A 14,453-nucleotide genomic window follows, 5' to 3' on the forward strand; every position below is an offset into this window, starting at 1 on the left:
CCCGGATCGTTTGGCAGAGCACGCCGCGCACGGCGCCGCTGTCGGGCGCGGCGCTCGCCGCCGCTGACGCGTCGAGCGCTTCGAGCAGGGAGAGCATGCCCGGCAAGGCGTTCGCGGGATCGACCTTGTTCAAGTGACTGACCTCTTTGTCGTCCTTGCATCGTTTGCTCGGTCCGAGCCTGACGCCGCCGAAGCGGTGGACCACCTCGACGGCGAGCCTGGGGGTGAGAAGCGTCGACTCGCGGCAGATCAGCAGGCCGCGACCCTCGGCCGACGCCGAGGTGTAGAACTGCGTCCGCCCATCGTCCTCGCCGGACGCAAGGTAGATGACCGGGAAGAAGGTTGCCGGAATTCCGTGGTCGTCGATCGGCACGGCCGGGTTGCGCGAGCGTCCGACCGCCACTTCCAACAGGCCGGCGGTTTCGAGCGGTTTGATCTCGCGATCGGGCCACATGTCGGCGTCGTCGGCCGGCACCGTCGCCACCGACGCCGGTCGGAAGAGGCGCACGTTGAATGCAGCGACGACAGGCGCCTGGATCGCCCGCTTGATCGACACCCAGACGACCGAAGCGCTGGTTCCGATTGTGTCGGTCGACAGCTTGTCGCGCCAGTCGGTCCGTGTCGGCGCTTCGGAAATCGAGAAGGCGGCCCGATGCGCCTGCTTGAGCTCGTCGACCGATAGCGCCGAGAGGATGGCGCAAAGCACCTTGCGCTTCGTCTCGATCGGCGAGGGCACGGGGTATAGCAGCTGCGGCCAGCGCGTGAAGCCGAGCGCGCTGACCGCATGGGCCACAGTCACGTCGGACAAGAGGGCGCCGCCGTCGCCCTCACATCGCGCCTTGCTCTCGAGCAGGGCGGCTTCGTAGGTCGCCAATTGTTCGCGCCCGACCAGGTCGTCGCTTTCGACGGAACCGAATCTCCAAGTCGGTCGGATCGCTCGCAAGGTGCCCTGCAACAACAGATCCGCCCGACTCAGCCCGGCTTGTGAAACGCGCGACTTCACGTTATCGAGCATTTGCCCACCGGCTTCGACGTTGTCTTCGATCCACTGGCCGACCGTCCCCGAGGTGTCGCCTTCGGTGATGTCGCGAAGGCGCCGCGCCTGGTCGGCAAGCGTCTCGACCGCGCGGCCGTAGGCGGCGTCGAAGATCAGGCGGTTGGCCGCGACCTGCTGGCTGGTGCCGAACCAGTTTTTCATCCGTCCGTGCGCGAACTCGCTTTCGCGTGCGACCATCTTCGACAGCTGGTCGGCGACGAGGCCGAGCGAGCCGACCGCGACGACGAACAGGAGCGCCATGGCGACTACTCTTTCCGCCACCGGAACGAGCCGAAACGAGCGGTACGCCTGGGCCGCCGACGTCAGGACCGCATCGACCACGCCCGCCGACCGGCGCACGCCGGCGGTGAGCGTGCCGACGATTAGCAGTAGCAGTAGCGCCGCGGCAATGCATTCAGGCCAGTAGACTCGGAGCGCGAAGGCGAGGAAATCGCCCTTCGTGTCGCTCGCGTAGTCGGGGATCAGGTGGGTCGCGGTCCAGGTGACGGCCGCTGTGATGGCGGTCACGACCGCCCAGGAAGCTTTGGACACCTCCCTGAGGCGGGCCACGAACCCCGTCATGGCTTGGCCTGATCGATGTAGTAGCCGATGTCGTCCCGGAAGTTGGCGACACGGCAGCGCTGCAGCGCCAGGTTCAATCGTTCGAGCGTCGTTCGCTGCAGTTCGGGCGTCGCGGCGCCACGCTGGCGAGCGACGAGTAATTTCCAGAACGCGGCGCGGGCCAAGCCGATCAGCGCCAGTTCAGCCAGGTTGCCGCTCTGTTCGTCGACGCGTCGGAAGCTCGCCGCCGCAGCGTCGAACTTCGCTTGGCGCAGGAGGTTGAGTCCAGTCAGGTAGGCGTTCCAGGAGCTCAGCAACGAGCTATCGTCGTCGTCCTCGGCCGCCCGGCCGGACTCGGCAGACGCGAGGTGCGTCCCGTGCAGGATCGACTCGATCAGCTTCACGTACGCCGCCTGGGCGGTATAGATCGCAGCCGGGTTTTCGCACGCTACCGACAAAAGCCACAGCTGATTATTGATGCTGCGATGCACCAGGAGGTCCTCCCGCTTGGCGTTGAGCAGCGCCAACGTGAGCCGGCTGTATGCTGCGCATGTGGCCCAGTCGTGCCGCCCGGCAGAGTCGCGCAATTGGTCAAGCAGCAACTCCTTCGCGGCGCCGAGGTCGTCTCCCGACAGTGGGTAGAGCGCATGCAGCGCCTCGGCGTGCTTGTCGTTCGCCAGGGCCCGCGTGAACCGGCATTGGGCGCCCTCGGTCCCAGGGGAGTCGTCGCAGAATCCGTTCCTGACGAAGGCCTGCAGGACCGGGTCGGGTTCGGTGAAGCTGATTTTGCGGGCCGACAGCGGGTTAGGCCAGATCGAGCTGCGCGCCATTGACAGCTGCGAGAACACGTTGAAGAACACGCATATGGTGAGGCCCGTGCCGAGGCAGGCGGCCAACGCCTTCAGTACCAGTCGACGGAAGCGGCTCCTCTGCCTCGCCTGCTCGGCGGGGTCGGCCTCGAAATGGATCGCTCGAAGGCCCGGATCATCGGTCATGGTCAGTTCCTTCTAGGGTTCGTGAACCCGCAGAAGCTGCATTATCTGGTCGCCCCCGGCGAAGCGTCAACACACGACGCCCGGCGAACTACTAGGGACGAGCTTCAAAACTGCGGTTTGCTGACCGCGACGGGTGCCAGCGGTCGTGGTTGGCGCTTTCTGGGCTCATAACGCGCAGTCGAGGCGTCGATCTGCACGCCGTTTGTGCCCGTTTCGGGCACTGCAGACGCACTCATGCCCCGCACAGCTGCGGCCGTTTGCGCAGCATCCACAGGTTGCCCAGCATGAACAGCGTGTGCAGCTTAGCGGTGTTCTTGGCCAGCCCGCGGTAACTGACCTTGGTGAAGCCGAACTGGCGTTTGATCACGCGGAAGGCGTGCTCGCCCTTGGCCCGGATGCGCGCCTTCACACGCTCCAACTCGTCGGTGAGGCGGCCCAGCTCGGTACTGGTGTCCAAGGCCCGGCGCTTGCCCGGGCGCATCGCGATGTGCCAGTTCACCTTGGCGCGCGTCCACCCCGCAGCCCCCTGGTAGCCGGCGTCGGCGAACACATCGCTCTCTTCGCCGTGCAGCAAGCCATCGACCTGTGTCACGTCGGCCGCATTGGCCGGCGTGGTCACTAGGCTGTGCACCACCCCCGTCTCCAGGTCCGTGCCGATATGCGCCTTCATCCCGAAATACCACTGCTGACCTTTGCGGGTTTGATGCATGTCCGGGTCCCGCTGGCCGCTGCTGTTCTTGGTCGAGCTCGGCGCGTTGATGATGGTGGCATCCACCGCCGTACCGCTCTTGACCATCAGCCCCTTGGCGGCCAGCAGCTCGTTGACCATGGCGAACATCTGCAAGGCCAGACCGTGACGCTCCAGCAGGTGGCGAAACCGCAGGATGGTGATGGCGTCAGGCAAGCGGTCGGCCTCCACGTTGAGTCCGGCAAACCCACGGTACAACGGCGTGTCGATCAGCGCCTCTTCCATCGCCTGGTCACCGAAGGTGAACCAGTTCTGCATGAAGTGGATGCGCAGCATCGTCTCGATGGGAAACGGCGGGCGGCCCATCTTGGCTCGTGGGCTGTGCGGCTCGATCAACGCCACCAGAGCCGCCCACGGCACGACACGCTCCATCTCATCGAGGAACTCGCGCTTCCTCGTGCGCTTGCTGGTCCAGTCCAGCCCCAGGCTCGTCTGCGTCATGTCCAGCATCGTGCCCATGCCGCAGTCTCAGCGGTAGAGCACTTGCCCGGAGTTTTGAAGCTCGCCCCTAGAGGGTGGACCCGGGAACGCCGCCGGGCTGATTCGGCGAGGGCAGGAGGATCAGGACGCCATCTCTTCCTTCAGTGACGCCATGCCTCAATCGCTAGGAGTGCTGCCTACCTGGAATGCCCGCTCTTGCGTGACCTCCTTCGGATGCCCCGGCGTGTGCACGACCGGCAGCTTCGGGTCGACGAGTTCAGGGCTGCGAATGTCGCTGATGGGTCGGCATGAGCCTATCGCTGCGCACAGAAGCGGTCCTTTGTGCCTGCATGCGGTGAACCGCGCAATCGAGCGGCCGGTTCCGAGGGGGAAGCGGCCGTTCAAGGCAGACGGCGTTCAATGACCGAAGTTGGTGTCAGCAGTCATTGGCAGCTTTGAGTTGGACGACTGCAGCCAGCCTGAAGTCGACTTTGCAGCGAGCCGTAGTCGCACCATAACTTCACGGTATCTGGTCAGAAGTCGTCACCCAGAAGCCACAACGCTCGCCGATCCGACGGCCGGTTTTCAAGGCACAGCTACCACCTGTAGGCTCGCTTCAAAAAGGTATCTCGGTACCGGAGCTAGCAATTCAGGTCGTTAAATAGCTTGCGTGCCTTGTACAACTCCACCTCGGCCACGGCTTTGCCGCTGGTGGGTGCCGTGGTGGCACGCTGCTTCAGTCCGGGAAGGCTGTTGTCCAGGCGTGTGCACTCTGCCTTGTCTGACGGACTCAGGTTGAATCGGTGCCTGTGCACTCGGTGCTGATCGGGCGTCATTCCCGTCAATGGCTTGAGCGCATTTGCAATCGTTGCGTTGTATTCATCGCGCCGCACATCGGCGCCCTTACGGCTTGCGCCAGTCATTTTGTCCATTCCCTGTGTGGGTGTCGCATCAATCTCCTTGGCGCCCACGCAAGGCTCATTCGAATAGCTCACGCGTCCTGCGGTTTCACAGCGGTAAACGGGCTTTTGCGCATAGGCATGGAAACCAATGCATAAAAGGGCCAGGAATGCGAACGGCCACTGAAAACGGCGATTTGGTTGCATACGAGAAGACGGAAAGAAACGCATTGGAGCATCCTGAAAGCAGAACACTACCCGGTCGCACGCGTCCCGCGACACTTCGGATAGGTTGAGCAGCCCCAGAACGCGTTGCCTGCATTGGCGCCCTGGCGGGCCGTGCGCTGCTCCATGGCAGCACCACAACGCGGACAGTCGGGCCGAGTGGTGGCCTGGGAATTGGCTGTCGGTTCAGTGACTGAAGCCTTGGCTTGGACTTGCGGGAAACCGGTCGTGATTGCAGATTCGCGATGCTCGCTGGTAGATGGGCCTTGTGTCTGCCTTGCGCGTTGAATCATCGCGAAGAGCCGAGGACCGTCAATCAGTTCAATGTTGCGCCCTTGCGCGAATTCCTTGGCATCCTCCGTGAAGCGTCCCGATGTGACAACGAAGCCTCCGGTCGCCCCCTTGGCCGCCATGACGCCATACAGCTCGCGCACGGTGGTTACTCCCACCTTGTAGGCCTTCCACTGCTTGCATTGCACGAAAAACTTCTCACCGCCTTTGGCCAGCACAAGGTCAACACCACCATCTGGCCCGTCGCCGCCTATCTCTGCGACGCAGTATCCCTGCTGTCGGTAGGACTCACCGACCAGCAGCTCGAATTCCCGCCAACTCATGCCATCCAGAGCATCGGTATTGCGCGCTTGTGCAACTTCCGTGAGCAACGACTGGCGCTGCTTTCTTCGCCAGGCTGAAAGGGCCGCAGCAGCTAGGCAAAGCAGTGGAACGATGTGCTGACCGGCCGTTGCCAGGCCATGAATCACGGCTTTCTGCATCATGGCGCCCACCATCGCACCGCCTTGTCCCTGGATATCGGATGCCTGGATAGGCGCCGCCAAGGGGTGGAGCAGGAAATAACTCACCGCGGCCAGCATCACGCAGGCCCACCAGGGGAGCATGGCAAGGAGGTCTAGGACATCCTCTAGTGGACTGGTTTTCTTGCGTCTCGCCATGGTTTCCTACCGTTGTTCGTGTGGTGTTTGCATTATTTTTGCGCACAGCAGTGAAAACACCATACACGGACTGCTTCGCAGCGAGAGCTGCCAGTCATCCACTGGCGCGGATGGACCGCTCTCGGCTGCGAATTCAGCCGCTCAATGCAACACCTTCGTTGAGAGTTCCCACCGGGATTCGGTAGCGCAGCGTTTTCCTCGGCCGCTCCGCTCTTTGTGCGAGAGCTTGTGCACTGACGAGCCGTCTCGGCACATTATCAGCTGGTCTCTGCTAGTTGACCCAGCGGTCAATGATTTTTGCCCGTTCATCCCACCAAGCTTCGTCGCCGCCACGTAGCGCGCTACGCACCTTATTCAAATAGCGGCGCCCCCTGGGACTGTCGGCCGCAAGGTCAACCAGTTCCTTCCAGAGCTGGCCGTTGTTGACGACGGTACCGAATTCGATGGGAGGCAGTTCCCGGTCGATGAAGCTGTCGACGACCGCATGCCGGAGCTTCTCGCACTGGTCCCAGTCACGCCAGACCGACCCGTATGGCAGCCGCTGCTTGGCGACGCGCCATGCCTCGTCTGTAAGACGCTCGGATGCCATCGCCTCGTGGAGGCGCTGCACAGAGAGGGAGAAGAGCCTGCCGGCCGACCTCGAACACCATCCTCTAGCGCGCGTAAAAAGGAGGGAAGCGAGCAGATCCTCGCCCCGCACGTCATCGGATGCTCTCGAACGCTCGACCGCCGTCACCCACGGGTCGGTCCCAACTCTGTTCGGCACGGCGTCAGGGCCTAAGATTTCGGCCAGAGCAAACAGCAGCGGCCTGTGCCAGATGACTCCGCGCGACATTCCTTCTGCCAGTTCGTCTATACGACGGGCAACTGCTTGAACCCAGGCTAGCCTAGAGTGGATCCCAGTGACGTCCAGTCTGGACAGCGTAGCCACCACCGGACCGATGCCGAATCGGTCGACCACAACTGCCGAACATTCGTCGCGATTGGCCTCCATTAGCGCGCCTACGATCCGGATAGCCCCAACCTGACCGACGTCCAGGGCGCCGATCAGTCTCTGCGCGTTCAGCGAGGCTATCCGCCAGAATGATGCATGCTCGGTGACTTCCGGACGTGCCTGAAGCACAGCCATTGCGGCGCCTGGCACGTTCTCAATCAGATCGATCAGCTCATCTGTGTCGGCTCCGGGGAGCGCGGCATTAACCGCCTTGTAAAACGAATCGTCTTCCGGCAGAGCGTCGGCAAGGAGTTCAGGCTTCCATCGCAGCAGGGCGCGGCCGAGGACGAGCGGTTCGACGCCAAGCAGGTCACGGTCTGCGCGCACTTGCTGCAACGCGAAATCAAAGAGCCTTCGATCTACGAGCTCAGGTCGAGAGAACACCATTCGCGCAGCTGCGGCGCGACCCGTGCGGCCTTGACTCGGCCCAAGCCGCTCGAGTTCAGAAACCGCTTCGGCCAATCTAGACACTCCTGCGTTTGGCTTCAGAGCTTCGTACAAATGAATAAGCGGAATCATTGCCGCCCGGCCGTTCGAGACGTCCGAGCCCACATCGCGCAGGAACTGTCGCAGGCCCGAGCCTGTTGGCTCTCCGAGGTCGTCGAGAAGGGTCTCAATCCAGTCGCCCTGGCCTTTTGCGGAGGCGACCACCCCATCATGCACTTTCAAACGGCTCGTTCGACTCACATCCATCAGCTGAAGGTCGAACGCGTCAGCAGAGGTGGAGCGATCTTCCGCAGAGAACGTGCAGAACCTAAACGCCCGACGCAGTCGGGGCCACTGCTGCATCCACATGGCCACGACGAGCTCTTCGTCCTCGGGACGCTCGCGTTCGTCGATGATTCTGCTCTTCGGTCTTCCATAGAGCGCGTAAGCCCACTGACCGGCTCGCGTCAGACCAGAAGGCGCGACGGGAGTAGGCGCCCTAGATACCAAGAGCTCAAGCTGCATCGCGAAAGCGGATGCTCCGCTGGCGGAGGGGCGCTGGAGGCGCTCGAGCAGGTTGTCCACCGAGCCGAGCCTCGCGAGATCCGCAAAGTCTATGAGGAGGGAGTGGGTCCATACGCAACCTGGCCGGCGCATCTCCGGGGCGGCCCAGGTCCGCGCGAGGACGTACTTGCCCGATTCGGCGAGAGGGTATCCAGTGATGTAGCCGTTCGCAGGAATACGACTGCCGCTGCCGGAAGCGTCGCTCAACACTAGCATGGTACGCGCGTCGGACTGCGGGAGCTTGAGCGATCCTTCTATGAGACGGTGGCCCTCGCTGTAGCCGTGAAGCGTCTGTTCGACTTTTATGCGATCCCTGGTCAATGCATCAGCCATTTCAGCGGCTCAGTCAGGTCGTTCGATTCCCGTTCGGCGAATACGAGACGGATGCGGTTTGCCGCGATATCTACCTCTCGCAATCGCTCGGCGTCGCGGCCGGTCGTGGCCTTCATCTTCGGGCCCTCTCCGCCCACCGGTTGGACGTTCGCCTCGTTGCCGTCGTACTCGCCGCCTTGCGCGCTGACTCCGTACACCCGGGGCGTCCAACCGTCACGGGCGGCTGCGAGGTACTGGGCGAGGAGGGGCAGCTTTTGCCTGAGGAAGGCGTCAGGCGTAAGTCTTTCTCCCTCAACCTTGTCCCAGGCGCTTATCATGACGACGATCTTGCGGCCTGCCCGACCTACGGGAGCATGCGAGATTAATTGGAGCAGATCCACCAGCTGCACCTGGGTCGGGGCGAGGCTTGGTTGCCAATCTTTCGGAAGGGTCTCTGCCTTCAGTTTGCCAGTTGCCCTACGCTGCGCGGCACGCTCCGTGACCCAGGCGGGCGCCTTCACTTTATTGCCATTTAAGAGCAGCAGAATGTTGCCGTCGGCAAGGCTTTCACCCAGCACGCGCCCGAGTTCGCGATCTTCCCACATTGCGCGGAAGTCTTCGCCCGGAGCGTCGGGTATTGCGACCTCGACCACATTCCCGGCATCGTCCTTCAGGTTCATCTTTACCGCGCTTAAGCCCGTGAGCCTGGTGCGAGCTTGCTCGGTCGCCTTCCGCCAAACTGTCACGATCTTGCGCAGGTAGCTCTGATCATTGTCTCCGATCGAGTCGAAGGCGAGCACCTTCGGGACGCGCCGCTCGTTCACAAGCTCCCACAACGCCGCCAGGAAGGTCGTCTTGCCGGATCCGGGCAGGCCGATGATCGATATTGAGACGTGGTGCTTGCCGCTTTCAGCCACGTTTCGCCTCCTCAAACATGAGACCGTCGAAGACACGACCGCTGCTATGGCGCAGCCTAGTGCCTTGAGGCTCCGCGCCCGGTTTCATCCAGAACTCCAGCATTTCTGCCAAACCGGCGCCACGCACGACGTTCGCGTTCTTGGGCGACGCGGAGGTGACAAAAGAGCCGAACTCGCCGAAGTGGGAGGCGAAGGCATCCCTGATTCCGTCGATGATGGCAAGGAAGTCGCGTTGTACTTGATCCTTACGCGGCGAGGCCTGTACGGCGTCGTCCTTAGTTAGGACGATCGCGAGATTGGGCTTCCGTGCGAATGCGCCGTTCTCGACCATGCCCTGAATGATTAGCGGTATAGCGCCCATGACATCTGCACGGTCGCGCGACGATGCTAGCCGCCGGCCATCCACCAGCACGGTGATCACGTCGGCCCGTCGGAGTTCGAACATGGCGGTCGCGTTCGCCGTAAGGTCAGCGACCTCCTCGTACTCCTCGCCCGAACGGTCGGCGATGAGCACCGACTGGAGCAGCCCATCCCGCAGCACGTCGAAATGGTAAAAGCGAACTTCGCCTCTCTTTGTTCGCTCCGAATGTGGTTCGTCGCGCTCCGAAGCGACCCTTGCGTCGTGACAGATTTTCTCCAGTCCGTGCAAGGTTGATGACCCTGCGAACATTGCGTGGGCTACAGAGCCCAATTGGAATAGGTCGAAGAGGCCAGCAATGACGCTAGTCTTGCCGGAATCGTGCACACCGATCACGCCAATCATCCGCGATGGTAACGACGCGAGCACGCGGTCGGCGCGTCTGCTATCAAGTGGAAGCGCATCGGGCAAAAGCACGCCGTCGAAGGGGTCAGTTGCCTCCTGATCGTCATCGCCCTCGTCCTGATCGCCTCCCTCTGGCTCCTTGCCGTAATAAAGACACTTGGCAAGTTCGTCGTGGCCTTCGACGCACCTGCCGCCCTGGGCAATGCGGCACTCGCGGTTTGCGCAGACTAATTCGGTTTCAGCCATCGCGGATCAACGCAGCCAGAGGTTTTCACGGTAGAACTGTTCCGCGAGAGCGATGGGCGACATGTTGAACCCGCCATCGATACCGGTTATGGCGGACCATCCGGCATACCAGCCCTCGCCGGCACCGGTCTCTTGGCGCCTGAGCAGCGCGAAATGGACTGGCGAAGTGACGGGTGACGGCTTGCGGCCCTTCAAAGCTGCAGATGTCCAATCGTCTGAAACGGCATTCACCGCATCGGCGATCTTAATCTTACCCGTCGCTTTTATGCCGGCGCGCGACAGCAACCCGGGTATCGAGTTCGGGCCCGGGTATATTTTCGTGAGCGATGCAAGGTCGCGGGCTAACACGAGAGGCTTCTCGCCGGGGAGAAGGTCGGCGAAAGACTGATTAGAAAGCAGCGATCGCTGTCCGAGCACCCACGATAGTAGGTCGAGTTCCTCGTCTGCCTTCTTACCGGCCTCAACGAGCAGCTTGGTGGATTCGTTGAACCTGCCGACGAGATCGATAAGCGCTTCGCCCACAGTTTCTGTGAATTGGTCGAAGACCGTTTTGAACGTGCTTGGGGAACTGTGTACCACCCCGGCAAAGTCGGGCTCGAAGGCAAACTCTGGATCGGGAATGCTGATCTTGCTGAGATCAGGTCGGATGCGGCGCGAAGCGCCAAGCTTCGACAGAGTGTTCTCGGCCAAAGTGACCAAATCCACCGGCAGTGCAAGTTTGCGCGCGCCGCCGCAGGCGGTCGTGGTCACGGCCAGTGCGACGAGCGAATGATAATCGAGGTATCGTAGGACGACCCCGGCAGCCAGAACCTGGTTCTGTCGAGCTCCCTGTTCGATCGATGGGTCCGCATCCGAGAACGCTTGATGAAATGCTACCAACGCCCCCGCCAGGTCATCCTCTTGATGCCCCCCGGGCGGCGATTTCGTGCCAAAGACTAGCCGTGCGAGCATCTCGCCCTGGGCGGGCGTCCAGCTCTTAGTGATGGCTTCGATGGCGGTCCAGCGCAGGGCCCGCTGCGCGCCGTCGGTCGAAATCTCGGAGTAGAGTTTTGGAAAGTCTGCGTGCATATTCAGTTCCGCTCCCAGTCTATCGTTCTCGCGCGTTGACGAGCTGTTCCAATTGGTTGAGCAAACCGCGCTCTGAAGCGCGAATTAAGGCAACGCCATAGCGCTGAGGCTCCGGCAAATTGATCTCCCCGTCGGTAATCAAGCCGAGTTCGAGCGCGATCTCGCGCCGGTCGCTCCCGTCCAAGTCCCAGAAGCGGTCGACAAGATGCCTGGTACTTGCGTCGCCCATAGATGCCTCCGCGTCTGTATGCGGGGCGGAAGCCGTCGACGGGACCTTGAAGGTCTCGGGTGTGACAGCCTCCACCATCCCACCGCTCCTTATTCCGGTCGTTTCCTCGGCCGGAAAGGGTATCCAGTGCCTGAATACTTCTTGGCCGCCGTTCTTTCGAATCGGCTGGAAGCCCTCTGGTTGCGGCTGGTACCTGTAAAGGTGACTAGCGACGTCAATCCGCCGCTCCTGACCCTCGCCTGATACACTCAGTTCAATGATGTTGTAGCTTGGTTCGAACTGCTTTTCCGAGTGCGACGGATTCACCGAGCCAGCACTCCATCGGACGTAAGTCGCGCCCTCGTGGATCCGCTGCCGGTGCTTGTGGCCGAACACCTGGAACATCGCCCGCTCGTTGAGCATATCGTCAACGTCGTCACCATCGATTAGCCAGTCGGGCGGGTGATGGCAAATAATGAGATTCACGACGTTTGGCGACGGGTCGACCGTCTGGAGCGGACTCAAATAAAGCGAACCTCTTCCGTCGTTTGCGCCATTGCGTCCCGACAGCAGAGTGGACGTCAGACCATGAATCCGAAGCGTGACGCCAGGTCCTAGCTCGCGCTCCTGCTTCCAGTAGAGATGGCCCGGATAAACCTGACAGCTCATCTTTTTAGCGAACTCGTTGTATGCGGCGTGGCCGTGGAAGAGTGCTTGCCCGGTGTCGTTATGAGCGAGTTGCTTCCGGAGCATCCATAGTCGGTCGTCTTCGCTTTGTGCCTGGAAGATCATCGCCTGCGCATTCATCGTCGGCGCGTCCTCGCACGACTTTCGGTTCACGTCGTGATTTCCAGGCACCACCCAGATGCTAGCGCTGTCGCATCCGCATCTCGCAGCCAAGTCCAGCAGCCAGCTTCGCGCCACTTCGTATTCCCGCGGGTCCCCTTGAAACGCGATGTCGCCGCCGACCATTATCGCGTCTATCGGACCCATCGCGGCGACACGGCCAGTCAAGTGCCGCTCGAGACGCGTACGATAAGGCTTGTCCCGGTCGTGGTCAGGATCAAGGCATTCAGGGGCTCTGAAGTGGATGTCTGAAAGATGGAGTATCCGCATCGTTTTATTCTCGAGACTCCGCAGGGCATAAACGGTGTCGCCCGATAGATCAATTGACGGACCTTAGCCCCGGGGCTCGCCATTTTTCCGCTCCGCTATGAGATCGAAATCGCAGTTTTGACATCTACAGAACACCGATTTTCGAATCGTCGCGTTGGCAATCGAGTATATGCGGGCCGGATGCTCAAACAGCGTTGTATCGAGCCGATTGGCACGGGTTGGATTCACCGCAAACATTGGTCGATCGTCAACGGTGATTCCGGCCTGCAAAAACTACCTTGTGACCACTTAAGTGTTGCCCAACACGGGTCCTGAGCGCCCAACAAGAAAGGCAATCTGCCGAAGTCCTGGCGACAGCAGGTGTTGCGTGACCAAATGACGTCGCGCTTGCTGTCCGATCCGACTATTGGTCGTGTTCCTTGCCAAGGGTTCATTGACAATTCGCGCAAAGCTGCTTCAAAGCTTGCAGATCAGCCTCACCTCTACAAGTTGGGAAGGGAAAGCTCATCAGCGAATTCCTTCGCGCTCATGCTCGTTAGCCTGCCAAGCTCTTTGACGGAGAGATGTCCAGACACGGGGTGTTGAGTAGCGGAAAATCCTAGCGAATCAAGCAGTTGCCCGAAGCGCGAATGCCATTTGGCGTCAAATGCGCTCGCTCGCTCGTTCGGTTCGTTCGGCCGGGCGCACCTTCGCGCATTTTTCCATGTCCCATTCTTGGTCACGGTGGATGCCCCAAAAATCGTCGACTCGGCCGCGAGACTTGAAATGTATCTTCAGCCGCTCGAGAAGAAATCGTTCGACTTCTGAGCTCTGGCTCATCACCCGCGCAATTGCACAACGATCGATTGCCGCGCAAAGTTCTTGTGAATAGGACACGATTGTCGTGACGTCCTTCAGTGTGGGATCCGATCCATTCTTGAATCGCTCTAACGCTTGCGTAACAATGAATCCCGCCTTACACAATCCATCTGCATTCGATGTGAGCGTTTGTCGATCGCTTGAGTCGAGATCGAATTTGGCACCTTCGGCATGGACCAGGGCATTTCTCCAGCGAGAACCCAGCGCAACAATTGCGCACCGGCCTTCCATGCTAGGAATTTGTAGCGCGGTGCAAAGGGCTGTGTATCTTTCCGCAAGTGACCACGCAATCTTGCCAGGCTTGGTCACGGCCTTGGTACAGATGTCGGCTGTAGATGCGTCGATTTTCAACCACGGCGTCTTGACCAACTCTGCAACGTAGGTGTCGAGACAGTCACAAGCCGCGACCAGTACGGCGCGAAGTACGAAAACCTTGCTTCTTGCGGTGAGGTCACGCAGTTTCGTCCCTTCAGTGGGCAAACTTATGGGCTTCGCAAGTGGCTCGACAACAGAAGCACTCTTTGCGGCCTTCTTCGCGCCGGCAGGCGGGCGCCATCCAATATTCAAGGCCTTCGCAGCCTTCTGTGCAGCAGACAAATCTGACGCGATAGCTTCTAAACCTACGGCTACCGTGTTCAGGTGCAGCGTAGCGTCTCCAAGCGCGCGCTGAAACCTTCGAAACGCGTCAGTTCTGCTTATCGCCCGAGCGTAAATTGGCCCTAGCGGTTCCATCCGCCGTCTCGAGAATCAACAACGCAACTTGTCGTCGCCATAAAACTCGCATCCTGGTTGAACGATAGGCCAGATGAGATGTTACTCGACCGTACGAATGTCGGGTGTTGGACGCGCAAACTCGAGATGGCTACTTCCGCAATGAGTCGGTACCGCCAGTCCAGGTGATGTGAAAACGGCCGTTGAGATCGCGGTAGGTTCACCGTTCCGCCAAGTGTCCGGTTTGAGATGTGGAGTGGAAGTTCGGCCTGATCGCCGCTGAATGTCCGGTATCGGCATCGCCAGTCATCGAGCAGCCTAAACTTGATGGCTGCTCTCAGCCTATAGCAGCCCACGGCACTTTCGATACATGAACCGCCTTAAATGAGGCGGCACTCATTTCTCAATGCGGAATTTCCCCGACAGACTTTATTTG

The 14,453-nt window shown here is 60.8% G+C and carries 11 protein-coding genes; all 11 read right to left on the reverse strand.

What is annotated here, in order from left to right; translation table 11 throughout:
- Positions 1 to 1,618 (reverse strand): hypothetical protein (locus ACDELDRAFT_RS00005; RefSeq protein WP_005792623.1); only part of this gene is annotated, 1,618 nt, incomplete at its 3' end.
- The gene (locus tag ACDELDRAFT_RS00010; protein WP_005792624.1) at positions 1,615 to 2,592 is read right to left on the reverse strand and encodes a hypothetical protein; all 978 of its coding nucleotides are present in this window, start codon (positions 2,590 to 2,592) and stop codon (positions 1,615 to 1,617) included. The genes ACDELDRAFT_RS00005 and ACDELDRAFT_RS00010, both read right to left, overlap by 4 nt.
- 232 nt (positions 2,593 to 2,824) lie before the next feature.
- Positions 2,825 to 3,781, reverse strand: coding sequence for an IS5 family transposase (locus ACDELDRAFT_RS00015; protein WP_040327570.1), 957 nt, complete (start codon positions 3,779 to 3,781; stop codon positions 2,825 to 2,827).
- Positions 3,782 to 4,401: 620 nt separating this feature from the next.
- A complete protein-coding gene (locus ACDELDRAFT_RS00020; protein ID WP_005792626.1) occupies positions 4,402 to 4,890 on the reverse strand; it encodes a DUF4124 domain-containing protein in 489 nt (162 codons plus the stop codon).
- A gap of 23 nt (positions 4,891 to 4,913) precedes the next feature.
- The gene (locus ACDELDRAFT_RS00025) at positions 4,914 to 5,834 is read right to left on the reverse strand and encodes a restriction endonuclease (protein WP_005792627.1); all 921 of its coding nucleotides are present in this window, start codon (positions 5,832 to 5,834) and stop codon (positions 4,914 to 4,916) included.
- A gap of 271 nt (positions 5,835 to 6,105) precedes the next feature.
- The gene (locus ACDELDRAFT_RS00030; protein WP_005792628.1) at positions 6,106 to 8,151 is read right to left on the reverse strand and encodes a GAP1-N1 domain-containing protein; all 2,046 of its coding nucleotides are present in this window, start codon (positions 8,149 to 8,151) and stop codon (positions 6,106 to 6,108) included.
- Positions 8,136 to 9,047, reverse strand: a complete 912-nt coding sequence (locus ACDELDRAFT_RS00035) for a TRAFAC clade GTPase domain-containing protein (protein WP_005792629.1) — start codon at positions 9,045 to 9,047, stop codon at positions 8,136 to 8,138. Before ACDELDRAFT_RS00035 ends, ACDELDRAFT_RS00030 begins: the two co-directional genes overlap by 16 nt.
- Positions 9,040 to 10,056, reverse strand: a complete 1,017-nt coding sequence (locus tag ACDELDRAFT_RS00040) for a TRAFAC clade GTPase domain-containing protein (RefSeq protein ID WP_005792630.1) — start codon at positions 10,054 to 10,056, stop codon at positions 9,040 to 9,042. Before ACDELDRAFT_RS00040 ends, ACDELDRAFT_RS00035 begins: the two co-directional genes overlap by 8 nt.
- 6 nt (positions 10,057 to 10,062) lie before the next feature.
- Positions 10,063 to 11,124, reverse strand: a complete 1,062-nt coding sequence (locus ACDELDRAFT_RS00045) for a GTPase-associated system all-helical protein GASH (protein WP_005792631.1) — start codon at positions 11,122 to 11,124, stop codon at positions 10,063 to 10,065.
- A 19-nt stretch (positions 11,125 to 11,143) separates the two neighbouring features.
- Positions 11,144 to 12,448 (reverse strand): metallophosphoesterase, encoded by a 1,305-nt coding sequence (locus ACDELDRAFT_RS00050; protein WP_005792632.1) that lies wholly within the window; start codon positions 12,446 to 12,448, stop codon positions 11,144 to 11,146.
- 642 nt (positions 12,449 to 13,090) lie between these two features.
- Entirely contained in the window at positions 13,091 to 13,873 is a 783-nt protein-coding gene (locus ACDELDRAFT_RS24845) for a hypothetical protein (protein WP_157764823.1), read from the reverse strand.
- Positions 13,874 to 14,453: the final 580 nt, after the last annotated feature.

The sequence above is a fragment of the Acidovorax delafieldii 2AN genome, from assembly GCF_000175235.1.
In the GTDB taxonomy this organism is placed as follows: domain Bacteria; phylum Pseudomonadota; class Gammaproteobacteria; order Burkholderiales; family Burkholderiaceae_C; genus Acidovorax; species Acidovorax delafieldii_B.

Excerpts from the sequence above, each read along its gene's own strand:
- ACDELDRAFT_RS00050 (WP_005792632.1), bottom strand. The coding sequence starts at position 12,448 with ATGCGGATACTCCATCTTTCAGACATCCACTTCAGAGCCCCTGAATGC.
- ACDELDRAFT_RS00010 (WP_005792624.1), bottom strand. The coding sequence starts at position 2,592 with ATGACCGATGATCCGGGCCTTCGAGCGATCCATTTCGAGGCCGACCCC.
- ACDELDRAFT_RS00025 (WP_005792627.1), bottom strand. The coding sequence starts at position 5,834 with ATGGCGAGACGCAAGAAAACCAGTCCACTAGAGGATGTCCTAGACCTC.
- ACDELDRAFT_RS00045 (WP_005792631.1), bottom strand. The coding sequence starts at position 11,124 with ATGCACGCAGACTTTCCAAAACTCTACTCCGAGATTTCGACCGACGGC.
- ACDELDRAFT_RS00030 (WP_005792628.1), bottom strand. The coding sequence starts at position 8,151 with ATGGCTGATGCATTGACCAGGGATCGCATAAAAGTCGAACAGACGCTT.
- ACDELDRAFT_RS00040 (WP_005792630.1), bottom strand. The coding sequence starts at position 10,056 with ATGGCTGAAACCGAATTAGTCTGCGCAAACCGCGAGTGCCGCATTGCC.
- ACDELDRAFT_RS00020 (WP_005792626.1), bottom strand. The coding sequence starts at position 4,890 with ATGCGTTTCTTTCCGTCTTCTCGTATGCAACCAAATCGCCGTTTTCAG.
- ACDELDRAFT_RS00015 (WP_040327570.1), bottom strand. The coding sequence starts at position 3,781 with ATGACGCAGACGAGCCTGGGGCTGGACTGGACCAGCAAGCGCACGAGG.